This window comes from Mycobacterium spongiae, from assembly GCF_018278905.1.
GTDB lineage: Bacteria > Actinomycetota > Actinomycetes > Mycobacteriales > Mycobacteriaceae > Mycobacterium > Mycobacterium spongiae.
On sequence record NZ_CP046600.1, the window covers coordinates 240461 to 255385 of the forward strand.

General features: G+C 64.3%; 11 protein-coding genes. 6 read left to right on the forward strand and 5 right to left on the reverse strand.

What is annotated here, in order from left to right; all coding sequences use genetic code 11:
* Positions 1-37: 37 nt before the first annotated feature.
* Positions 38-433, reverse strand: a complete 396-nt coding sequence (locus tag F6B93_RS00955) for a RidA family protein (RefSeq protein ID WP_211697259.1) — start codon at positions 431-433, stop codon at positions 38-40.
* A gap of 228 nt (positions 434-661) precedes the next feature.
* On the opposite strand from F6B93_RS00955, the gene F6B93_RS00960 reads away from it, so the two are divergent.
* Positions 662-1900, forward strand: a complete 1239-nt coding sequence (locus F6B93_RS00960; protein ID WP_211697260.1) for a Tm-1-like ATP-binding domain-containing protein — start codon at positions 662-664, stop codon at positions 1898-1900.
* A complete protein-coding gene (locus tag F6B93_RS00965) occupies positions 1897-2727 on the forward strand; it encodes a phosphoenolpyruvate hydrolase family protein (protein ID WP_211697262.1) in 831 nt (276 codons plus the stop codon). The genes F6B93_RS00960 and F6B93_RS00965 overlap by 4 nt, the downstream gene beginning before the upstream one ends.
* Before the next feature lie 62 nt (positions 2728-2789).
* On the opposite strand, the gene F6B93_RS00970 is transcribed toward F6B93_RS00965, so the two are convergent.
* Both F6B93_RS00970 and F6B93_RS00975 read right to left on the reverse strand, forming a co-directional pair.
* Positions 2790-3104, reverse strand: a complete 315-nt coding sequence (locus F6B93_RS00970) for a hypothetical protein (protein ID WP_211699196.1) — start codon at positions 3102-3104, stop codon at positions 2790-2792.
* A 126-nt stretch (positions 3105-3230) separates the two neighbouring features.
* Complete coding sequence (locus F6B93_RS00975) at positions 3231-4061, reverse strand: alpha/beta fold hydrolase (protein ID WP_211697264.1); 831 nt, start codon at positions 4059-4061, stop codon at positions 3231-3233.
* A gap of 61 nt (positions 4062-4122) precedes the next feature.
* On the opposite strand from F6B93_RS00975, the gene F6B93_RS00980 reads away from it, so the two are divergent.
* Complete coding sequence (locus tag F6B93_RS00980) at positions 4123-4731, forward strand: TetR/AcrR family transcriptional regulator (protein WP_211699197.1); 609 nt, start codon at positions 4123-4125, stop codon at positions 4729-4731.
* A 430-nt stretch (positions 4732-5161) separates the two neighbouring features.
* Positions 5162-5770, forward strand: coding sequence for a TetR/AcrR family transcriptional regulator (locus F6B93_RS00985; RefSeq protein WP_211697266.1), 609 nt, complete (start codon positions 5162-5164; stop codon positions 5768-5770).
* Between the two features lie 162 nt (positions 5771-5932).
* On the opposite strand, the gene F6B93_RS00990 is transcribed toward F6B93_RS00985, so the two are convergent.
* The gene (locus F6B93_RS00990; protein WP_246540954.1) at positions 5933-6715 is read right to left on the reverse strand and encodes a PaaX family transcriptional regulator C-terminal domain-containing protein; all 783 of its coding nucleotides are present in this window, start codon (positions 6713-6715) and stop codon (positions 5933-5935) included.
* Positions 6716-6812: 97 nt separating this feature from the next.
* Here F6B93_RS00990 and F6B93_RS00995 point away from each other — a divergent pair, with 97 nt between their 5' ends.
* Positions 6813-8003 carry an aromatic ring-hydroxylating oxygenase subunit alpha gene (locus F6B93_RS00995; RefSeq protein ID WP_211699199.1) on the forward strand — a complete coding sequence of 397 codons (1191 nt, stop codon included), beginning with the start codon at positions 6813-6815 and terminating at the stop codon, positions 8001-8003.
* Positions 8004-8068: 65 nt separating this feature from the next.
* Here F6B93_RS00995 and F6B93_RS01000 read toward each other — a convergent pair whose 3' ends face one another.
* Positions 8069-11317: a helix-turn-helix transcriptional regulator gene (locus F6B93_RS01000; protein ID WP_246540955.1), complete on the reverse strand. Its 3249-nt coding sequence runs from the start codon at positions 11315-11317 to the stop codon at positions 8069-8071.
* 390 nt (positions 11318-11707) lie between these two features.
* Here F6B93_RS01000 and F6B93_RS01005 point away from each other — a divergent pair, with 390 nt between their 5' ends.
* Positions 11708-14329: a PE family protein gene (locus F6B93_RS01005; RefSeq protein WP_211697268.1), complete on the forward strand. Its 2622-nt coding sequence runs from the start codon at positions 11708-11710 to the stop codon at positions 14327-14329.
* Positions 14330-14925 lie beyond the last annotated feature (596 nt).

The window sequence follows — 14925 nt, forward strand, 5'->3', positions numbered from 1 at the left end:
ACCGGTGCGGAGAGCGAACTCAACCCTGACTGCCTCGCTAGGGCCGGCGAGCGACGAAGTCGACCTCGACCAAGGCGTCAAGCGCGAGTGCGGTCACACCAATACACGTGCGAGCGGGCAACTTTCCCGGTTCGAAGTAGGATTCGTATACGGCGTTGAACTTCTCGTAGTCGCGCTCGAATTCGGTGAGGAAGCCGCGTGCTTGAACCACGTTGCCAAGCCCGACCCCCAGCTGCGCAAGCACGATCTTGAGGTTGTCCATCACGTTGCGCGTTTGGGCCTCGATGCCCTCGGGCAGAGGCCGTGAGTGGTCGTCTGCATAGTTAGGCATCTGCCCGGTGATCCATAGCCAGCCGTCGATCTCGACAGCATGGCTATAGGGTGCGCATGCTTTCGGGGCTGCGTCGAACATCATGAATGCGGGAGTGGTCACGTTATCCTTGCCTCCTCTACACCGAAGAAAGGCGGGAATTCTCGCCGTTTCTTACCGTAACACCGCCCCGAAACCGCAGCTTGGCGCCGATCCTGTGATGGAGGATTCGCGGGAGTCGACAAAAGGACCACGCAGATGTCGCGACCGACCGATGGCCTTACCGGCATGGGCAAGAGGAGAAAGAACGTGCAGGACCAAGTACCCGGGGCCGGAACCCACGACAGGTTCGTGGCGGTTGTCGGAACCTGCGACACCAAGTTTGAAAGCTTGACCTACGTCCGGGATCTCATCCATGCCGCGGGCGTAACCACGAAGCTGATCGATGTCAGTCCGAGAGGTTCGACTGCCAAGGTAACAGAGGCGGTGACTGAGGCGGTGACTGAGAAGGTAGATGTCTCGGCCGCCCAACTAACGGCGGAGGCCGCTGGCTCTCGCGAGGGAATCGCTCGCAGCTCGGATCGAGGAACCGCAATTGCGGCGATGTCCGATGTTCTTTCGTCGTGGGTTGAAAAACATCGAGACGACATCGCCGGCATGATCGGACTCGGTGGCTCTGGGAATACCGCGCTCATCACACCGGCCATGAGAACGCTTCCCGTTGGAATACCAAAGATCATGGTCTCGACAGTCGCCTCGGGAAATGTCGCGCCCTACGTGGGACCCAGCGACATTGCCATGGTGTATTCCGTCGTGGACGTCGCGGGCATCAACGGGATTTCGAGAATGGTTCTGGGAAACGCCGCCCACATGATGGCCGGCGCGGCAAGCCGGGCGGTTCCGGCAGCGGACCAGTCAGAACGACCAGCAGTCGGTCTGACCATGTTCGGCGTCACGACGCCCTGCGTCGACCATGTCGTCGCGAGATTGACGGACCAGTTCGAGTGCCTTGTTTTCCACGCCACGGGAACTGGTGGGCAAACGATGGAGAAGCTTGCCGACGAAGGGTTTCTCATCGGCATGATCGACAGTACGACCACCGAGATTGCCGATTTGCTGATCGGAGGGGTGATGAGCGCCGGCGAAGACCGGATGGGCGCCGCGATTCGTACACGTCTGCCCTATGTGGGTTCGTGCGGCGCACTTGACATGGTGAATTTCGGGGCGATGGAAACTGTCCCGGAGAAGTTCCGGGATCGCCGGCTGCTGGCCCACAATCCGCAAGTCACGCTCATGCGCACGACGGCTGACGAAAACCGCCGCATTGGCGCGTGGATAGCTGCGAAGCTGAACCAGATGGACGGCGACGTGCGATTTTTGATTCCGGAGCAAGGCTTATCAATCATCGACGTGGACGGCGGCCCCTTCCATGACCCACACGCCGACGAAGCATTGTTTGCCACCTTGGCGGCCGCGGTCAAAGCGACGGCGAAACGTAGACTCATTCGAGTGCCGCATGCGATTAACGACCCCAAGTTCGCCGACGCGCTGGCCGATAGTTTTCTCGAAATCGTGAAGGCTCACTCATGACATCTTTCTCCCGCGACGCTCTTCTCCGACGTTTCCACAAGATGAAAGCCGACGGTATTCCGATCATCGGGGGCGGCGCGGGTACCGGTCTGTCTGCCAAGTGTGAAGAAGCCGGCGGAATTGATTTGATCGTGGTCTATAATTCGGGGAGGTACCGCATGGCCGGGCGGGGATCCTTGTCCGGTCTGCTGGCCTACGGAAATGCCAACGATATCGTTATGGAAATGGCAAGGGAAATCTTGCCGGTCGTCCAGAGTACTCCTGTTATAGCAGGGGTCAATGGGACGGATCCCTTCTGCATTTTCGACGTGTATCTGGACGAGTTGAAGCGGCTTGGTTTTTCGGGAATACAAAACTTCCCGACGGTCGGTCTCATTGACGGTGTATTTCGACAAAATCTCGAGGAAACGGGAATATCCTATGCTCAAGAAGTCGACGTCATCCGACAGGCCAACCGCAAGGGCATGTTGACGACGCCATACGTATTCAATAGCGAAGATGCGATCGCAATGGCAAGAGCTGGCGCCGATATCATTGTGTGCCATATGGGTCTCACCACCGGCGGTACTATTGGCGCAGGTACGGCCCGCAAACTCGATGATTGCGCGGCGCTCGTGGATGAATGGGGGGCCGCGGCGCTTGCTGAAAAAGAAGACGTGATCGTGCTAGTCCACGGCGGCCCAGTCGCCATGCCGGACGATGTCGAAGCCGTCCTGAATAAAACAGCGAACTGTCATGGCTTTTACGGCGCGAGTTCACTCGAGCGGCTGCCGACCGAAACAGCGCTCACCGAACAATGCAAGAAATTCAAATCTATCAGACATTGAATCTTGTATACGTCCGGCCTCACCACGTTGTGGAAATCCAGGCAACGCCGAGCCACTCAAATTTACGGGACTTGTTGCGCCAAATTTAAGAGCAGATAGGCGATGCAGACAAGGAAATTCAGCACGACGAGAACCAAGCCCACAAATATCAGTGAACGTATGCCGTTGTGTCGCAGGCGCTTGAACCTCGCGACCCGCTTTTCATGGTTGATCTGTGTTGCGATGAAGGCGAAATTGAGGTCAAAAAATTCGGGTTCGGGGGCGGGGGCGCCCGCGAGTACCTCTCGAATGCGTTGGGGTGGCAGTTGAACGCCGACGTGGGCGAAGCTACGGCTCAGTCGACGCGCCCGCGTACGGCCGGGAAGCTTGCCTCGCATCTCCACGTGAGGCGGGAGCTTCCTCCGCCCGTTGCCCCAGGGGTTTGACGGGGTCCCCACAAGTGGGCATTTTAACGGGCACGGCGCCAATAGCGTCACCCGAGCGGCCGGGCGCGGGGAAACCGACTACGTGCGGACCGCGACCGTAGCCAGGAGGTCGGCGAGTCGATCAGGCCGGTCCACCATCGAGAATGTGCGCGCTCCCGGGACTACCTCGAAACGGGCGTTCGGGATGGTCGCCGCTAGTCGTTGGCCGTCGCTGAGCGGAAAGAACAAGTCTTCTTCCGACCATGCGATCAGCGTGGGCTTGTGGAACTCGGGCAACCGAGTCGCGACGCCCGTGGTGACCTCCGGGCGCAACGATAGGGACAACTGCCGTAGGTCCTCGGCGATTGCCGGATCGGACAGTGCCGGCCGCACCCAGATCCGGGTGAGGTCATCGATGTCGGCGTGTGCGAGGCCCTGATACGCGCGCCGACGTGCAGCGGACGCCCGCATAGTCTGCATCGCCGCTCGGAACAGCGCTCTCGACTTCGCCGCGACGATGACCGGCTTGAGGATCGGCGGTGGAAAGTGTTCGAACGCATCGCAACTGGTCAACACGAGTGCGCCAAGCCGATCGGGATGATACGCGGCGACCAGTTGGGTGACCACCCCACCGGTGTCGTTGCCGACCAGCACCACCTCCTCGAGGTCAAGGGCAGCAAGGACGTCGGCGACGATGCCGGCGACCCCGGTGATGGAGCGGTCGGCGCTGGGGTGCAGTGCCTGCGGATGTGCGCCCAGCGGCCAGGTGGGGGCGATGCACCGCAATCCGCGGCTGGCGAGGCGGTCGCTGACCTGCTGCCACAGCTGGCCACCCATCAGGTAGCCGTGCACGAGTACGACGGGCCTACCGTTGTCGGGTCCAGTTGCTTCGTAATGGATGGTTCCAGAGTTAGTGTCGATCGTCGGCATGCAAGACCCCACCTCGATGTATAGTTACAAACAACCTGCCGGTAACTTACCAACAGACTGTATGGAAATCAAACGACGCACACAGGAAGAACGCTCCGCGGCTACCCGCGAGGCACTGATTTTGGCCGCCCGGAAGTTGTGGGGCCAGCGAGGGTATGCGGAGGTAGGGACACCGGAGATCGCCAAGGATGCCGGGGTCACCCGGGGCGCGATGTATCACCAGTTTGCCGATAAGGCGGCGCTATTCCGCGACGTCGTCGAGGCGGTCGAGCAAGACGTGATGGCGCGCCTGGCCACGCTGGTGGCCGCTGCGGGAGCAACGACACCTGCAGAAGCGATTCGCGCGGCGGTCGACGCGTGGCTCGAGGTCTCTGGAGAGCCGGAGGTGCGTCAGCTGATCCTGCTCGACGCACCCGCCGTGATCGGTTGGGCAGGTTTCCGCGACGTTGCCCAGCGGTACAGCCTCGGCATGACCGAACAGCTGATCACCGAGGCGATTCGCGCCGGACAGTTGGCTGATCAACCCGTGCGGCCGCTCGCCCACGTGCTGATCGGCGCGCTGGACGAGGCCGCCATGTTCATCGCGACTGCCGATGATCCGCACCATGCTCGCCAGGAGACCGCGCATGTGTTGCGCCGGCTCATCGACTCGATGCTCGATGACACGTGATTGACCACGTTGGGCTGCAACAGTTCTCGGATTCACAGCAGTAGAGCACCGTGACTACATAAACTGTTGCAACGAATTTGAGTGGCTAACTCGGCGACCTACAACCGGGGGATATGTGGGTTGTTTCTGAAACAATCGCCGCTACAGCATTTTTAGTGCGTCGGCTGAAGCCGCACACCGCGGTGTTTGGTGGGCAGGTGCACCGTCGAGAAACACCGCGGGGCGCCGGGCCGCCCCCTGGCGGATCGTGGTGCATTGCGCATTCTGCGGAGTTTCCGATTCGCCCCCGCATTGAACTGCGAGAACGTGCCAATCCGTGCTATTGATTTGCTCGGCGCGGTCGACGCGCGGGTACGTGGTCGGGGATGGCTACGCCATGACGGTATGCTGCGGGGATGCTGTCCACCCAGGATCGAGGAGGAGCGAGTCTGTGGCGCGAAGACGCGGATGGAAAGGGGATCCGCCCGACAACGATGATGAGGCGTCGAAGCGCATAATTGACGCGGCCGTGAAGCTAATCGCGGAGACCGGCCCGGATTTCAGCATCGCCAAGGTGGCAGCTTCGTTGGGCGTCATCAGGCAGACGGTTTATCGCTACTTTCCCACTACTGAGGCGCTGGTACGCGCTGCTGCCATTGCGTCGGTGGATGATTTTCTTGATCGGCTCACCGAGGCTGTCCATGGCATACACGATCCGGCGGAAGCGATGACCGAAGGCATGTTGTTCACGTTGGAGGATGTCGTGCGGACACCCCACCTCGGCATCCTGGTTTCGGAACCGTACGCACACACCCGCCCGGGAAACCTTGCGTCCGAAGAGGCGCAAGTATTCGGTATGAGGATGCTCGCCCGTTTCGACGTCGACTGGTCCAAATATGGATATGCCGACGAATCGGACAAACATGACCTCGTGGAGTTCACCCTGCGCACGATGCTGTCGTTTTTTGTCGCGCCCAATGAACCTGCCCGCAGCCGAAAAGAGCTGAAGCGCTTCATCAAACGGTGGCTTGGTGGCGCTATTCTCGCCCAGCAACACTGACTCTGGGGAATCAACCCGCACTCTCCGGCGACTCCGTACCAGACGCTTATGCGATTGATCGCATGGCAATTCTTCGGTTGCGGCAACGGGTTTCAGTGGGTTTCAGTGAGTTTCAGCGGCGATTCTGAGCGTGGGCACGGCTTGATTGCCGGGGCAATGGTGTCATCGGAAAGCGCGGTTCATTCGTGCGGTGAATGCGTCATAGAAAGTGCGGCAGGTGCTGCGCAATGTGTGCCCCGGCCAATGATGCGGGATGAGCTCGATGGGTAGTTGGGGGTCGAGCTGAAGATGGCGGACCGCAGCGATGGACAAAGCGAACTGGTACGCGGCGTGTTGGGTCGAATCGTCGCTTTCGCTGGCGCCGAGCGCGATGTCCATCGCCGCAATGAGCGCTCTCGCGTCCGCTGCCCACTCATCGAGCGCGAAGAGCGATCGAAGTTTGTCGACGCTGATATCGGTGGCGGCGTCGCGAAAGTGGGTGCACTGCCGGTCCAGGACCGACCGTGATGATGGAAGCCGTTGCGGATCAAGGTTGTCCGGTCGTAGCCACACGCCCTCGCGCAGCTCGGCGAAGTGCAGTGCCATCGCCGCTCTTCTGAGTTCGAGGCGATCGGCTGCCGAACGACGCTCCACCGAGACAACCGCCAGTTCCCAGGTTCCGTCCCATTCGGCTGCGGCTTCGTCCTCGATCCGTGAGGCCTCGTCGACACGTTGACGGCGCTCCAACAAACGCCCGGCGAGCGCATAGCTACCGCCGTCACCGGAGAGTTCGCCGTTGGAGACCATTCGCCACAGGCAGGTGCGGGCGGCGCCGTCGCTAATGCCAAAGAGCGAGGCGACCGCGACTAGCTCCGCGACCGAAAGTTGGGCGGCGTCGGCCCCCAGGAGAGCCGACGCGAGCACGGAGCGCGCGCTCAGCGGCCGGTTGCCGATCAGCTCGCTCACACGAGAGGAGGTTGCCGTGGCTGTGCGGTTATCTTCGCCGATCACCGGTATCACTAACTCGTTGACGCGTGATGCTCATAGTGTGATACTGGCACGCATGAGCTTGCCGACCAAATCGGTAGTTGCTGACGATATCGAGATCGCTCGGCGCATTCTTGCCCATATCGACGCGGGCACCACCGATGAAGGTGAACCCTGGCGCGAGCCCGTCGACAACTATTTGAATCCGCGCCTTTTTGCCGATGAACTCCGGTTGCTGCGCAACGCGCCGAGCGTCTTCGTGCCCACCGCTACTATCCCGAACCCTGGTGACCACATCGAGCGCGTGGCCTATGGAGTCCCCTTGTTCGCCGTGCGGGGTCGCGATCATCGGGTGCGGGTGTTCCGCAACGCATGTAGGCATCGCGGCTTCGCCCTCGTGGAGGGCACCGGATGTTCCCATGCGCTGGTGTGTCGCTACCACGGTTGGACCTACCGCCTCGACGGGTCGCTCTCGCATGTGCCGCACGCAGAGGCCTTTCCGGATCTGGATATGTCGACGCGAGGTCTGGTCGAGGTCGAAAGCCGCGAGGTGGACGGCCTCGTTGTCATCGGGGCGCTGGATTGCACGGGCCCGTCGGCCGATGACGACGAGGCGATGGCTTGGCTGACCGATGGGACTCCGTGGCGGGACAAGCTGGTGCCGGCCCAGCAAGTCTTGTCCGTGGAATCGACGGTGCGGGCGATGAATTGGAAGGTACTCGTCGAGCAGTTTCTTGAGGGCTATCACATCCGCTCGACGCACAAGACTACTTTCTACCCACTTCAGTACGACGACCTCAACGTGGTCGAGGCGTTTGGCCCCAATAGCCGTATCACGTTCCCCTACCGCAACATTGAACGGCTCCGCGACCGCCCGGAGGACAGCTGGACGACGGACGCACGAGTGACATACCTCTATCACCTGTTTCCCAACGTGATGTTGGCGACGTTCCCCGACCTGATGATCGTGGTTGCGCTCGATCCGGTGGACGTCGAACACACCACGGCCACCACCTACACGATGGCCAGACCCAATGTCGTCCAAAAGGGCTCGCCGGAAGAACGCCCGTCGAAAGACCCGCTGGCCGCGGGCGACTTCGTCGCGCGCGGTGCGCGGGAAGACAATGAGATGTCCCAGGGAGTGCAGCGCGGATTACGCGCTGGTGCGAATGCATTTCTCGAGTTCGGGCGGCACGAAGCCGCCATCGGACACTTCCACCGCACGCTGCAGGGGCGGCTGGCCGCTGCCGATCGAACTTCTCGCTAGCGTTATTGCCTACACTGCAACGACACTCGCGGTCATTCAACCGCGCCGTGCCTGGCCACCGATATTCACACCTGACGTGCTGCCTCTCGAGCGAGCTGTATGCGCGAGTTCAGGTCGAGCTTGGCGTATATGTTCGTGAGGTGCGTCTGGACGGTTCGGGACGAAATCTCAAGCCGGGTAGCGATGTTCTTGTTGGCCAGCCCTTCACTGACGAGTCGCACAACCTGCAGTTCGGTCGGAGTTAGTGAGGCCCAACCCTTCTTCGGACGGTTACGCTCACTCCGGCGGCGACGCTGGGAGTGGGCAATCGCTTGCTCGGTCGACATGGCCAGACCCTCTGCCCACGCCTCGTCAAAGTCGTTGTCCCCTAAGGCCGCACGCAGTGCCGCGAGCGTCGCCGCATAGCTTTCGTCAAGTACCTTGAACCGCACAGCGCCCGTACCCCGCCGCGCGGCATCGGCCGCGCCGCACAGCCTTGCCGCATCGCGGTGGTCGCCAGAGTCGCACGCGAGATCTGCAAGACACTCGAGAATCTCCGGAAGTACGAGGAAGGTCTGCATATCGGAGACAATCGCAAGCGCATCCTGCGCGTCGCGGTCGGCTTGTCGCAGGTCGCGCTGGCCGATTGCGACCCGCGAACGGGTCGACAGCGCTAGCGCCAGAACCGCGCCGTTCGTAGCGGTTACGACGTCGTCGGCCCAGCGACGGGCCGCAGCAAGGTCGCCACAACCCAGCGGCCCCAACGCCGCCCACACGAATAGTGCCGCGGTCGCTGGCTCGAGGTTGGTGCGCCGCCGAGCTTCCTCGGCGGTCCGCCACGCCGCAACCGCATCGCCGGTGGTGAGGCAGGCAACCGCAACGCCAGCGTACGCCGCGCCGTTGTGGAACCCAGGAAGTTCGGCGCTGTCTTCCAGGGCCATGTTTGAAGACGCCTGGGCACCGACAGCGTCGCCGTGAAGCGCCCGCACGTAGCCCTCTATGACCAAGCCATAGACCCGAAACTTCGCGTCCCGCGCCGTGGTCGCTTCGTCAATGAGGGTTTCGAACAGAACTAACGCCGCCGCCAAATCACCCCGAAGGAACAATCTGATTCCCTCGAACATGCGTAAGTGACGGGCGGCGAACTGATCACCGGTGGCTTCGGCAGTGTCGAGCGCTTTCGTCGCCGGGTCGACCGTTGCGGCGAAGTCGCCGGCGATGATCGCCGGCATAGTCTGCCGGAAGAGAGCTTGACTCAGCAGCCACGAATCGCCAATTTCCCGGGCAAGCTGGACCGCCTCGGCAAAATACGGCCCCGCCGCCTGGGCGTCGTAGCGGGAGGCGCAGCCGCGGCCGATCAGCGCGCGCACCAATAAGACTCGGTCGTCGAGGGTTCGAGCGACGGTCAGGGCCTGTTCGGTTTCGTCAATGTTTGCCGCGATGCCGACCATGTTGAGCAGCGTTGCGCGGCTGGCGATTGCTTGCACATGGACTTCGGGTGACAAGTTTGGCGCATCGATTTCGGCGAGCCCAGTCTCAAGCCAGGCCAGTCCTTCCTGGATCCGGCCGTGCGACTGCCAGATCGGCTCTAGCGAGGACGCGAGCTCCAACGCGCGCCCGATGGCACCCGTTTCGATGCTCCGCCTGAATGCGTGTCGGAAGTTGTCCATCTCGTCGCATGCCTGCCCCAGGCGTTGTTCATAGTCACGGCGTTCGGGGTCGAGCAGGAACACCGCCAGTAACGCGTAGTAATCACGGTGGCGGTCGGCGACGTCGTCGGTCTCACCGGCCTCGCCCAATTTCTCCAACGCGTAGTGACGCACCGTCTCCAGCAGACGATAGCGTGTTCGGTCGCCGGTGTTATCGGCAAGAATCAGCGACCTATCGACGAGCAAGACGAGCTGGTCGCGGACTTGATGGTCCTCGACGATGGTGCCGGCGGCGACGGCTCGGGCCCCGTCGAGGTCGAACCCGCCCATGAATACCGCCAGGCGGCGCAACACGACGCGTTCGTTCTCGCTCAGCAAGGCATGCGACCAATCGACACAGGCGCGCAGAGTTTGGTGGCGGGGCAACGCGGTCGACCCACCTCCGGTCAGAAGCCGAAGCCGGTCATCGAGACTGCCGGCAATCTCCTCCAGCGACAACGCCCGCACCCGCGCCGCGGCCAGTTCGATCGCCAGCGGCATGCCGTCAAGGCGCCGACAGATCTCCACTACCGCGCCCTCATTATCTTCGGTCACCGCGAAATCGGGCCGAACCCGACGTGCCCGATCGGCGAACAACTCCACGGCCTCATCGGCCAGCGGTAGCGAAGGCACCACCAACGTCACTTCACCGAACACACCGAGAGGCTCACGGCTCGTTGCCAGTAGCCGCAACCCAGTATTGGCGCTCAACAGGGCCACCGCCAAGGATGCGGTAGCGCCAAGCAGATGTTCGCAGTTGTCCAGCACCATCAACATCTGGCGCTCGCCCACGAACTGGACCAATGCGTCCATCGTCGTCATACCGGGCAGATCCGGAAGGCCCAGAGCACGTGCCGCCGCAATCGCAACACCAGCAGGATCGGTGATCGTCGCGAGGTCGACATACCAGGCACCGTCACGCTGCTCGGGCGCAAGTCGCACCGCCAGCTCAGCACCCAGACGCGTCTTGCCGATACCACCGGCACCGGTCAGCGTCACCAGCCGGTTGTCGACCAACAGCGTATGCAGCTGGGTCAGTTGCGCGCCGCGGCCCACGAAACTCGTCAGGCGCACCGGAACATTGTGTGTTTCACCAGTATTGGCGGTTCGCAACGGCGGGAATTTGTTGCCCACCCTGGGATGGCACAGCTGCACCAACCGCTCGGGCCGACTCAGATCATCCAATCGATGGGTGCCCAGATCGATCAACCATGCGTCTGCCGGTAGCCAGTCGACCACAAGCTGCTCGGTGGCACCCGACAGTAATGTCTGGCCACCATGGGCCAGATCCCGCAGCACCCGGGTCCGATTGATCGTTGAGCCAGCGTAGGTGGCGTCGTCACGCAAGCGCACTTGGCCGGTATGCACGGCGATGCGCAATCGGATCGGCGTCAAAGGCGCCTGCTGCAACCCCAGCGCACACGCAACCGCATCACTCGCAAGGGAGAACGCGGCCAGGAAGCTGTCGTCCTCACCCTGTTGAACCAACCGCACTCCCCGATGGTTAGCAACGAGGTCGGTCACAGCTTGATCCAGGCGACCGCTAGCGGCAGCCATCCTGTCGGGTTTGTCGTGCCACATGCGAATTGAGTAGTCGACATCGCCGAGAAGAAATGTCACCGTTCCGGTGGGCAAGGATTGAGTCACGCGCCATAGCTCCAGTTCACCAGCGACAATTCTCAGCAGGCATGCTAGCTGGTCGGACCCGATTTCGCGGCCGGCCCCATCCCGCGCGGCGCGAATCGACCACTACGTCGCAGAAATAGGCAAATTTACGTATAGATTTTGTACGACTTAGGAGCTGAATGCGTCCTAGAGATGAAATTCGCGGCGTGCACGTCTACGACCCCGCAACCATGCCTACGATGGTTCACGTATAGCTTTCGCACGACTCAGGGCCATACCGTGCCTTTAAGGCTGAAGGCCCTGGACGCGACACCACTCTCCTTCGATTGCCCGATAGCTCGTCGCCGACCGTACGCTTCCGGGGCCATCGCAGCCTATTCGTTTGCTCATTACCTATTGGGAAGGTAGCCAATGGCTTTTTTTATCGCGGCGCCGGAGGCGCTGTGGGCAGCTTCGGCCGAGTTGGCCGGTATCGGGTCGGCTTTGAGTGTCGCGAACGCTGCGGCGGCGCCGGCAACCACGCAATTGATGGCTGCCGGTGCCGATGAAGTGTCGGCGGCGATCGCCGCGCTCTTTTCCAGCCAGGGCCGCGCCTATCAGACATTCAGCGCCCAGGCGGCAGGATTTCACCGACAGTTTGTGCAGGTGTTGACTGCCGGCGCCGAGGCGTATGGAAGCGCCGAGACGGTCAGCGCTGCGGCTATGGCCAACCCTGCGCAAGCCGTGGCGCAGGATGTGCTGGGCGCGATCAATGCGCCCGTTCTCGCGCTAACGGGACGTCCGTTGATCGGCAACGGCGCTAACGGTGCCCCCGGTACCGGGGCCAACGGGGCACCGGGTGGGTGGTTGCTTGGTGATGGAGGGGCCGGCGGCTCGGGTGCGGCCGGGCTGCCCGGCGGTGCCGGCGGAGCGGCCGGGCTGATCGGCACCGGCGGAGCCGGTGGGGCCGGCGGACGCTCGGCTGATCTCGGCGGCGCCGGCGGGGCCGGCGGCGCCGGTGGGTGGCTGCTCGGGACCGGTGGGGCCGGTGGGGCCGGCGGGATCGCGACGGGTGTCGCCGTACCCACCGCGGTCGGTGGGGCCGGCGGGATCGGTGGGGCCGGCGGGCTGTTCGGTGCCGGTGGAACCGGAGGGGTCGGTGCGTCCGCCAGTGGCAGCAGCGGGATGGGCGGTGCGGGCGGAGCCGGCGGGACTGGAGGCCTGCTTGCCGGGCTAGTCGGTGCCGGCGGCGGTGTCGGCGGAACCGGCGGATTTGGCAGCATCAGCGGCGGTGTCGGTGGGGCCGGCGGCGATGCCGGTGCGCTGTTCGGCGCCGGAGGGGCCGGAGGAGCCGGCGGATTCAGCACTAGTGACGGTGGGGACGGCGGGACCGGCGGCAACGCTGGACTGCTGCTTGGTACCGGCGGAGCCGGTGGGGACGGCGGATTTGCCAATACCGGCGTCGGCGGGACCGGTGGCGCCGGGGGCAATGCCGGGCTGCTGTCCGGCAGCGGTGGGCCGGGCGGCACCGGCGGCGTCAGCGCGGCCGGGGCCAACGGTGGGCCCGGTGGGGCCGGCGGCGACGGCGGCTGGTTCGGCAACGGTGGAGTAGGTGGGGACGGCGGGTTCGGCGACGCCGGCGATGGGGGCGTCGGTGGGGCCGGCGGAGCCGGTGGGCTGCTCGTCGGCAACGGCGGGGCCGGCGGGCTCGGCGGAGAAGGGGCCGCAACCGGCGGGGCGGGGGGTACCGGCGGCAGCGGGGTGTTCATCGGCAACGGCGGCAACGGCGGCGCCGGCGGCACGGGCCTGACCACCGGCGCCACCGGTACCGGCGGGATCGGCGGGCTGCTTCTGGGACTAGACGGATTCAACGCCCAGGCAAGCACCTCAGTTCTGCATAACCTGCAGCAACAGGCGCTGGGCGCGATCAACACCCCCGTCCAGGCCTTGACCGGGCGACCGCTGATCGGTAACGGAACACCGGGAGCGCCGGGCAGCGGTGCCAACGGTACGGCCGGCGGATGGCTGCTTGGCGATGGCGGGGCCGGCGGGTCCGGCCAAGCGGACATGGGTCTGCCCGGCGGGGCCGGTGGGGCCGCCGGGCTGTGGGGCACCGGCGGGACCGGCGGAATTGGCGGCAGCTCATCGACCGGTGATGGTGGAGCCGGCGGAATCGGTGGGGCCGGCGGACTGCTGGGTGCCGGCGGCGTCGGCGGCGCGGGCGGGGTCAGCAGCTTCGGCGGCGCAGTCAGTGGGACCGGTGGGGCCGGTGGGGCCGGCGGGCTATGGGGCGCCGGGGGGGTCGGCGGCGCGGGCGGGGCTGCGATAGGGGCGACCGGCGGGGCTGGCGGGGCCGGCGGGGCCGGCGGGTTGCTGGCGGGCCTGGTCGGTGACGGCGGCGGGGTCGGCGGGGCCGGCGGGGACAGCCCACTCGGCGGCGGCAGCGGCGGCGCCGGAGGGGTCGGAGGTAGCGCCGGCTTGCTGTTCGGGGCCGGCGGGGCCGGCGGGGTCGGAGGAAGCTCTGTCGCCGCCGGTGGTGCCGGGGGTGCCGGCGGTAGCGCTGGCTTTCTGTTCGGCAACGGCGGGGCCGGCGGGTTCGGCGGACTCGGAGCTAGTGACGGGGGGGCCGGAGGGGCCGGCGGCAACGCGGGCCTGCTGTTCGGCAGCGGTGGGGCCGGCGGGTTCGGCGGAGTCGACTCCTTCGGGGCCGGCACCGGCGGGGCTGGCGGCATCGGCGGCAACGCCGGCTGGGTCGGCACCGGCGGGTCCGGCGGGTCCGGCGGGTCCGGCCTAGCCAGTGACGGAGGTGCTGGTGGACGCGGTGGTGCCGGCGGCCAGCTGTGGGGTAGCGGCGGACCGGGCGGCAGCGGCGGTGCGGGCGGCCTCGCACCCGGCCGCGAAGGCGGGGCCGGCGGTGCCGGCGGCAACGCCGGGCTGATCGGCAACGGCGGCAACGGCGGCAACGGCGGCACCGGCGACACTGCTGGCGGCCCCGGCACGGGCGGCGCCGGCGGGCTACTAGTCGGCCAAAACGGACTCAACGGGTTGTCGTAGGCGGGAGGGCATCGCGTTGCCCACGCTGTTGGCCTGCGCAGAGTGTGCCGATGGGCCAGAGCTGGCTGGTCATCTATTCCTGCATCGAAAGGCGAGGCCGTTCTGCCCTTTGGTGGCGGTATTCGTAGTGACATCGAATCAACCAGTGAAAACGGTGAAAGAAGTTATTGCTCCGCCGAACAATGGATCTCCAGCAGAACAATGGATCTGGCGATCTGACTTGCGATGTGTGCGGCGCCAGCGATTGGCCCCGTGTGTATTCGAGGCGCAACGCGGCCGGTCGGGTGGCAGCGCACCCGACGTCGCGAGACAACGAATTTATCAAATTTGCGGTCACGTCTCGCCAAAGATGTCCCAGCTTGTTCGTGGTTGACGAGGGTTTGCTGTAGGGGGAGGTGGGCGGATGTCGTCTATGTTTGCTGTCCCGGAAACGGTGACAGGCCCGCAGATGACCTCGGTGTAGTCCGCCTAACGCATGGGTTTGAGATCACCGAACACCACGCTGCTGTTTTCCCATTGACTCATTGCCGCTGCTGCCACGAGGCGCCGCCGCAGGAGCCCATGGCTAGCCTGTGGGGGCGGCGCCGCCGGCCGGT

Excerpts from the sequence above, each read along its gene's own strand:
- F6B93_RS00970 (WP_211699196.1), bottom strand. The coding sequence starts at position 3,104 with ATGCGAGGCAAGCTTCCCGGCCGTACGCGGGCGCGTCGACTGAGCCGT.
- F6B93_RS01005 (WP_211697268.1), top strand. The coding sequence starts at position 11,708 with ATGGCTTTTTTTATCGCGGCGCCGGAGGCGCTGTGGGCAGCTTCGGCC.
- F6B93_RS00980 (WP_211699197.1), top strand. The coding sequence starts at position 4,123 with ATGGAAATCAAACGACGCACACAGGAAGAACGCTCCGCGGCTACCCGC.
- F6B93_RS00965 (WP_211697262.1), top strand. The coding sequence starts at position 1,897 with ATGACATCTTTCTCCCGCGACGCTCTTCTCCGACGTTTCCACAAGATG.
- F6B93_RS00975 (WP_211697264.1), bottom strand. The coding sequence starts at position 4,061 with ATGCCGACGATCGACACTAACTCTGGAACCATCCATTACGAAGCAACT.
- F6B93_RS00995 (WP_211699199.1), top strand. The coding sequence starts at position 6,813 with ATGAGCTTGCCGACCAAATCGGTAGTTGCTGACGATATCGAGATCGCT.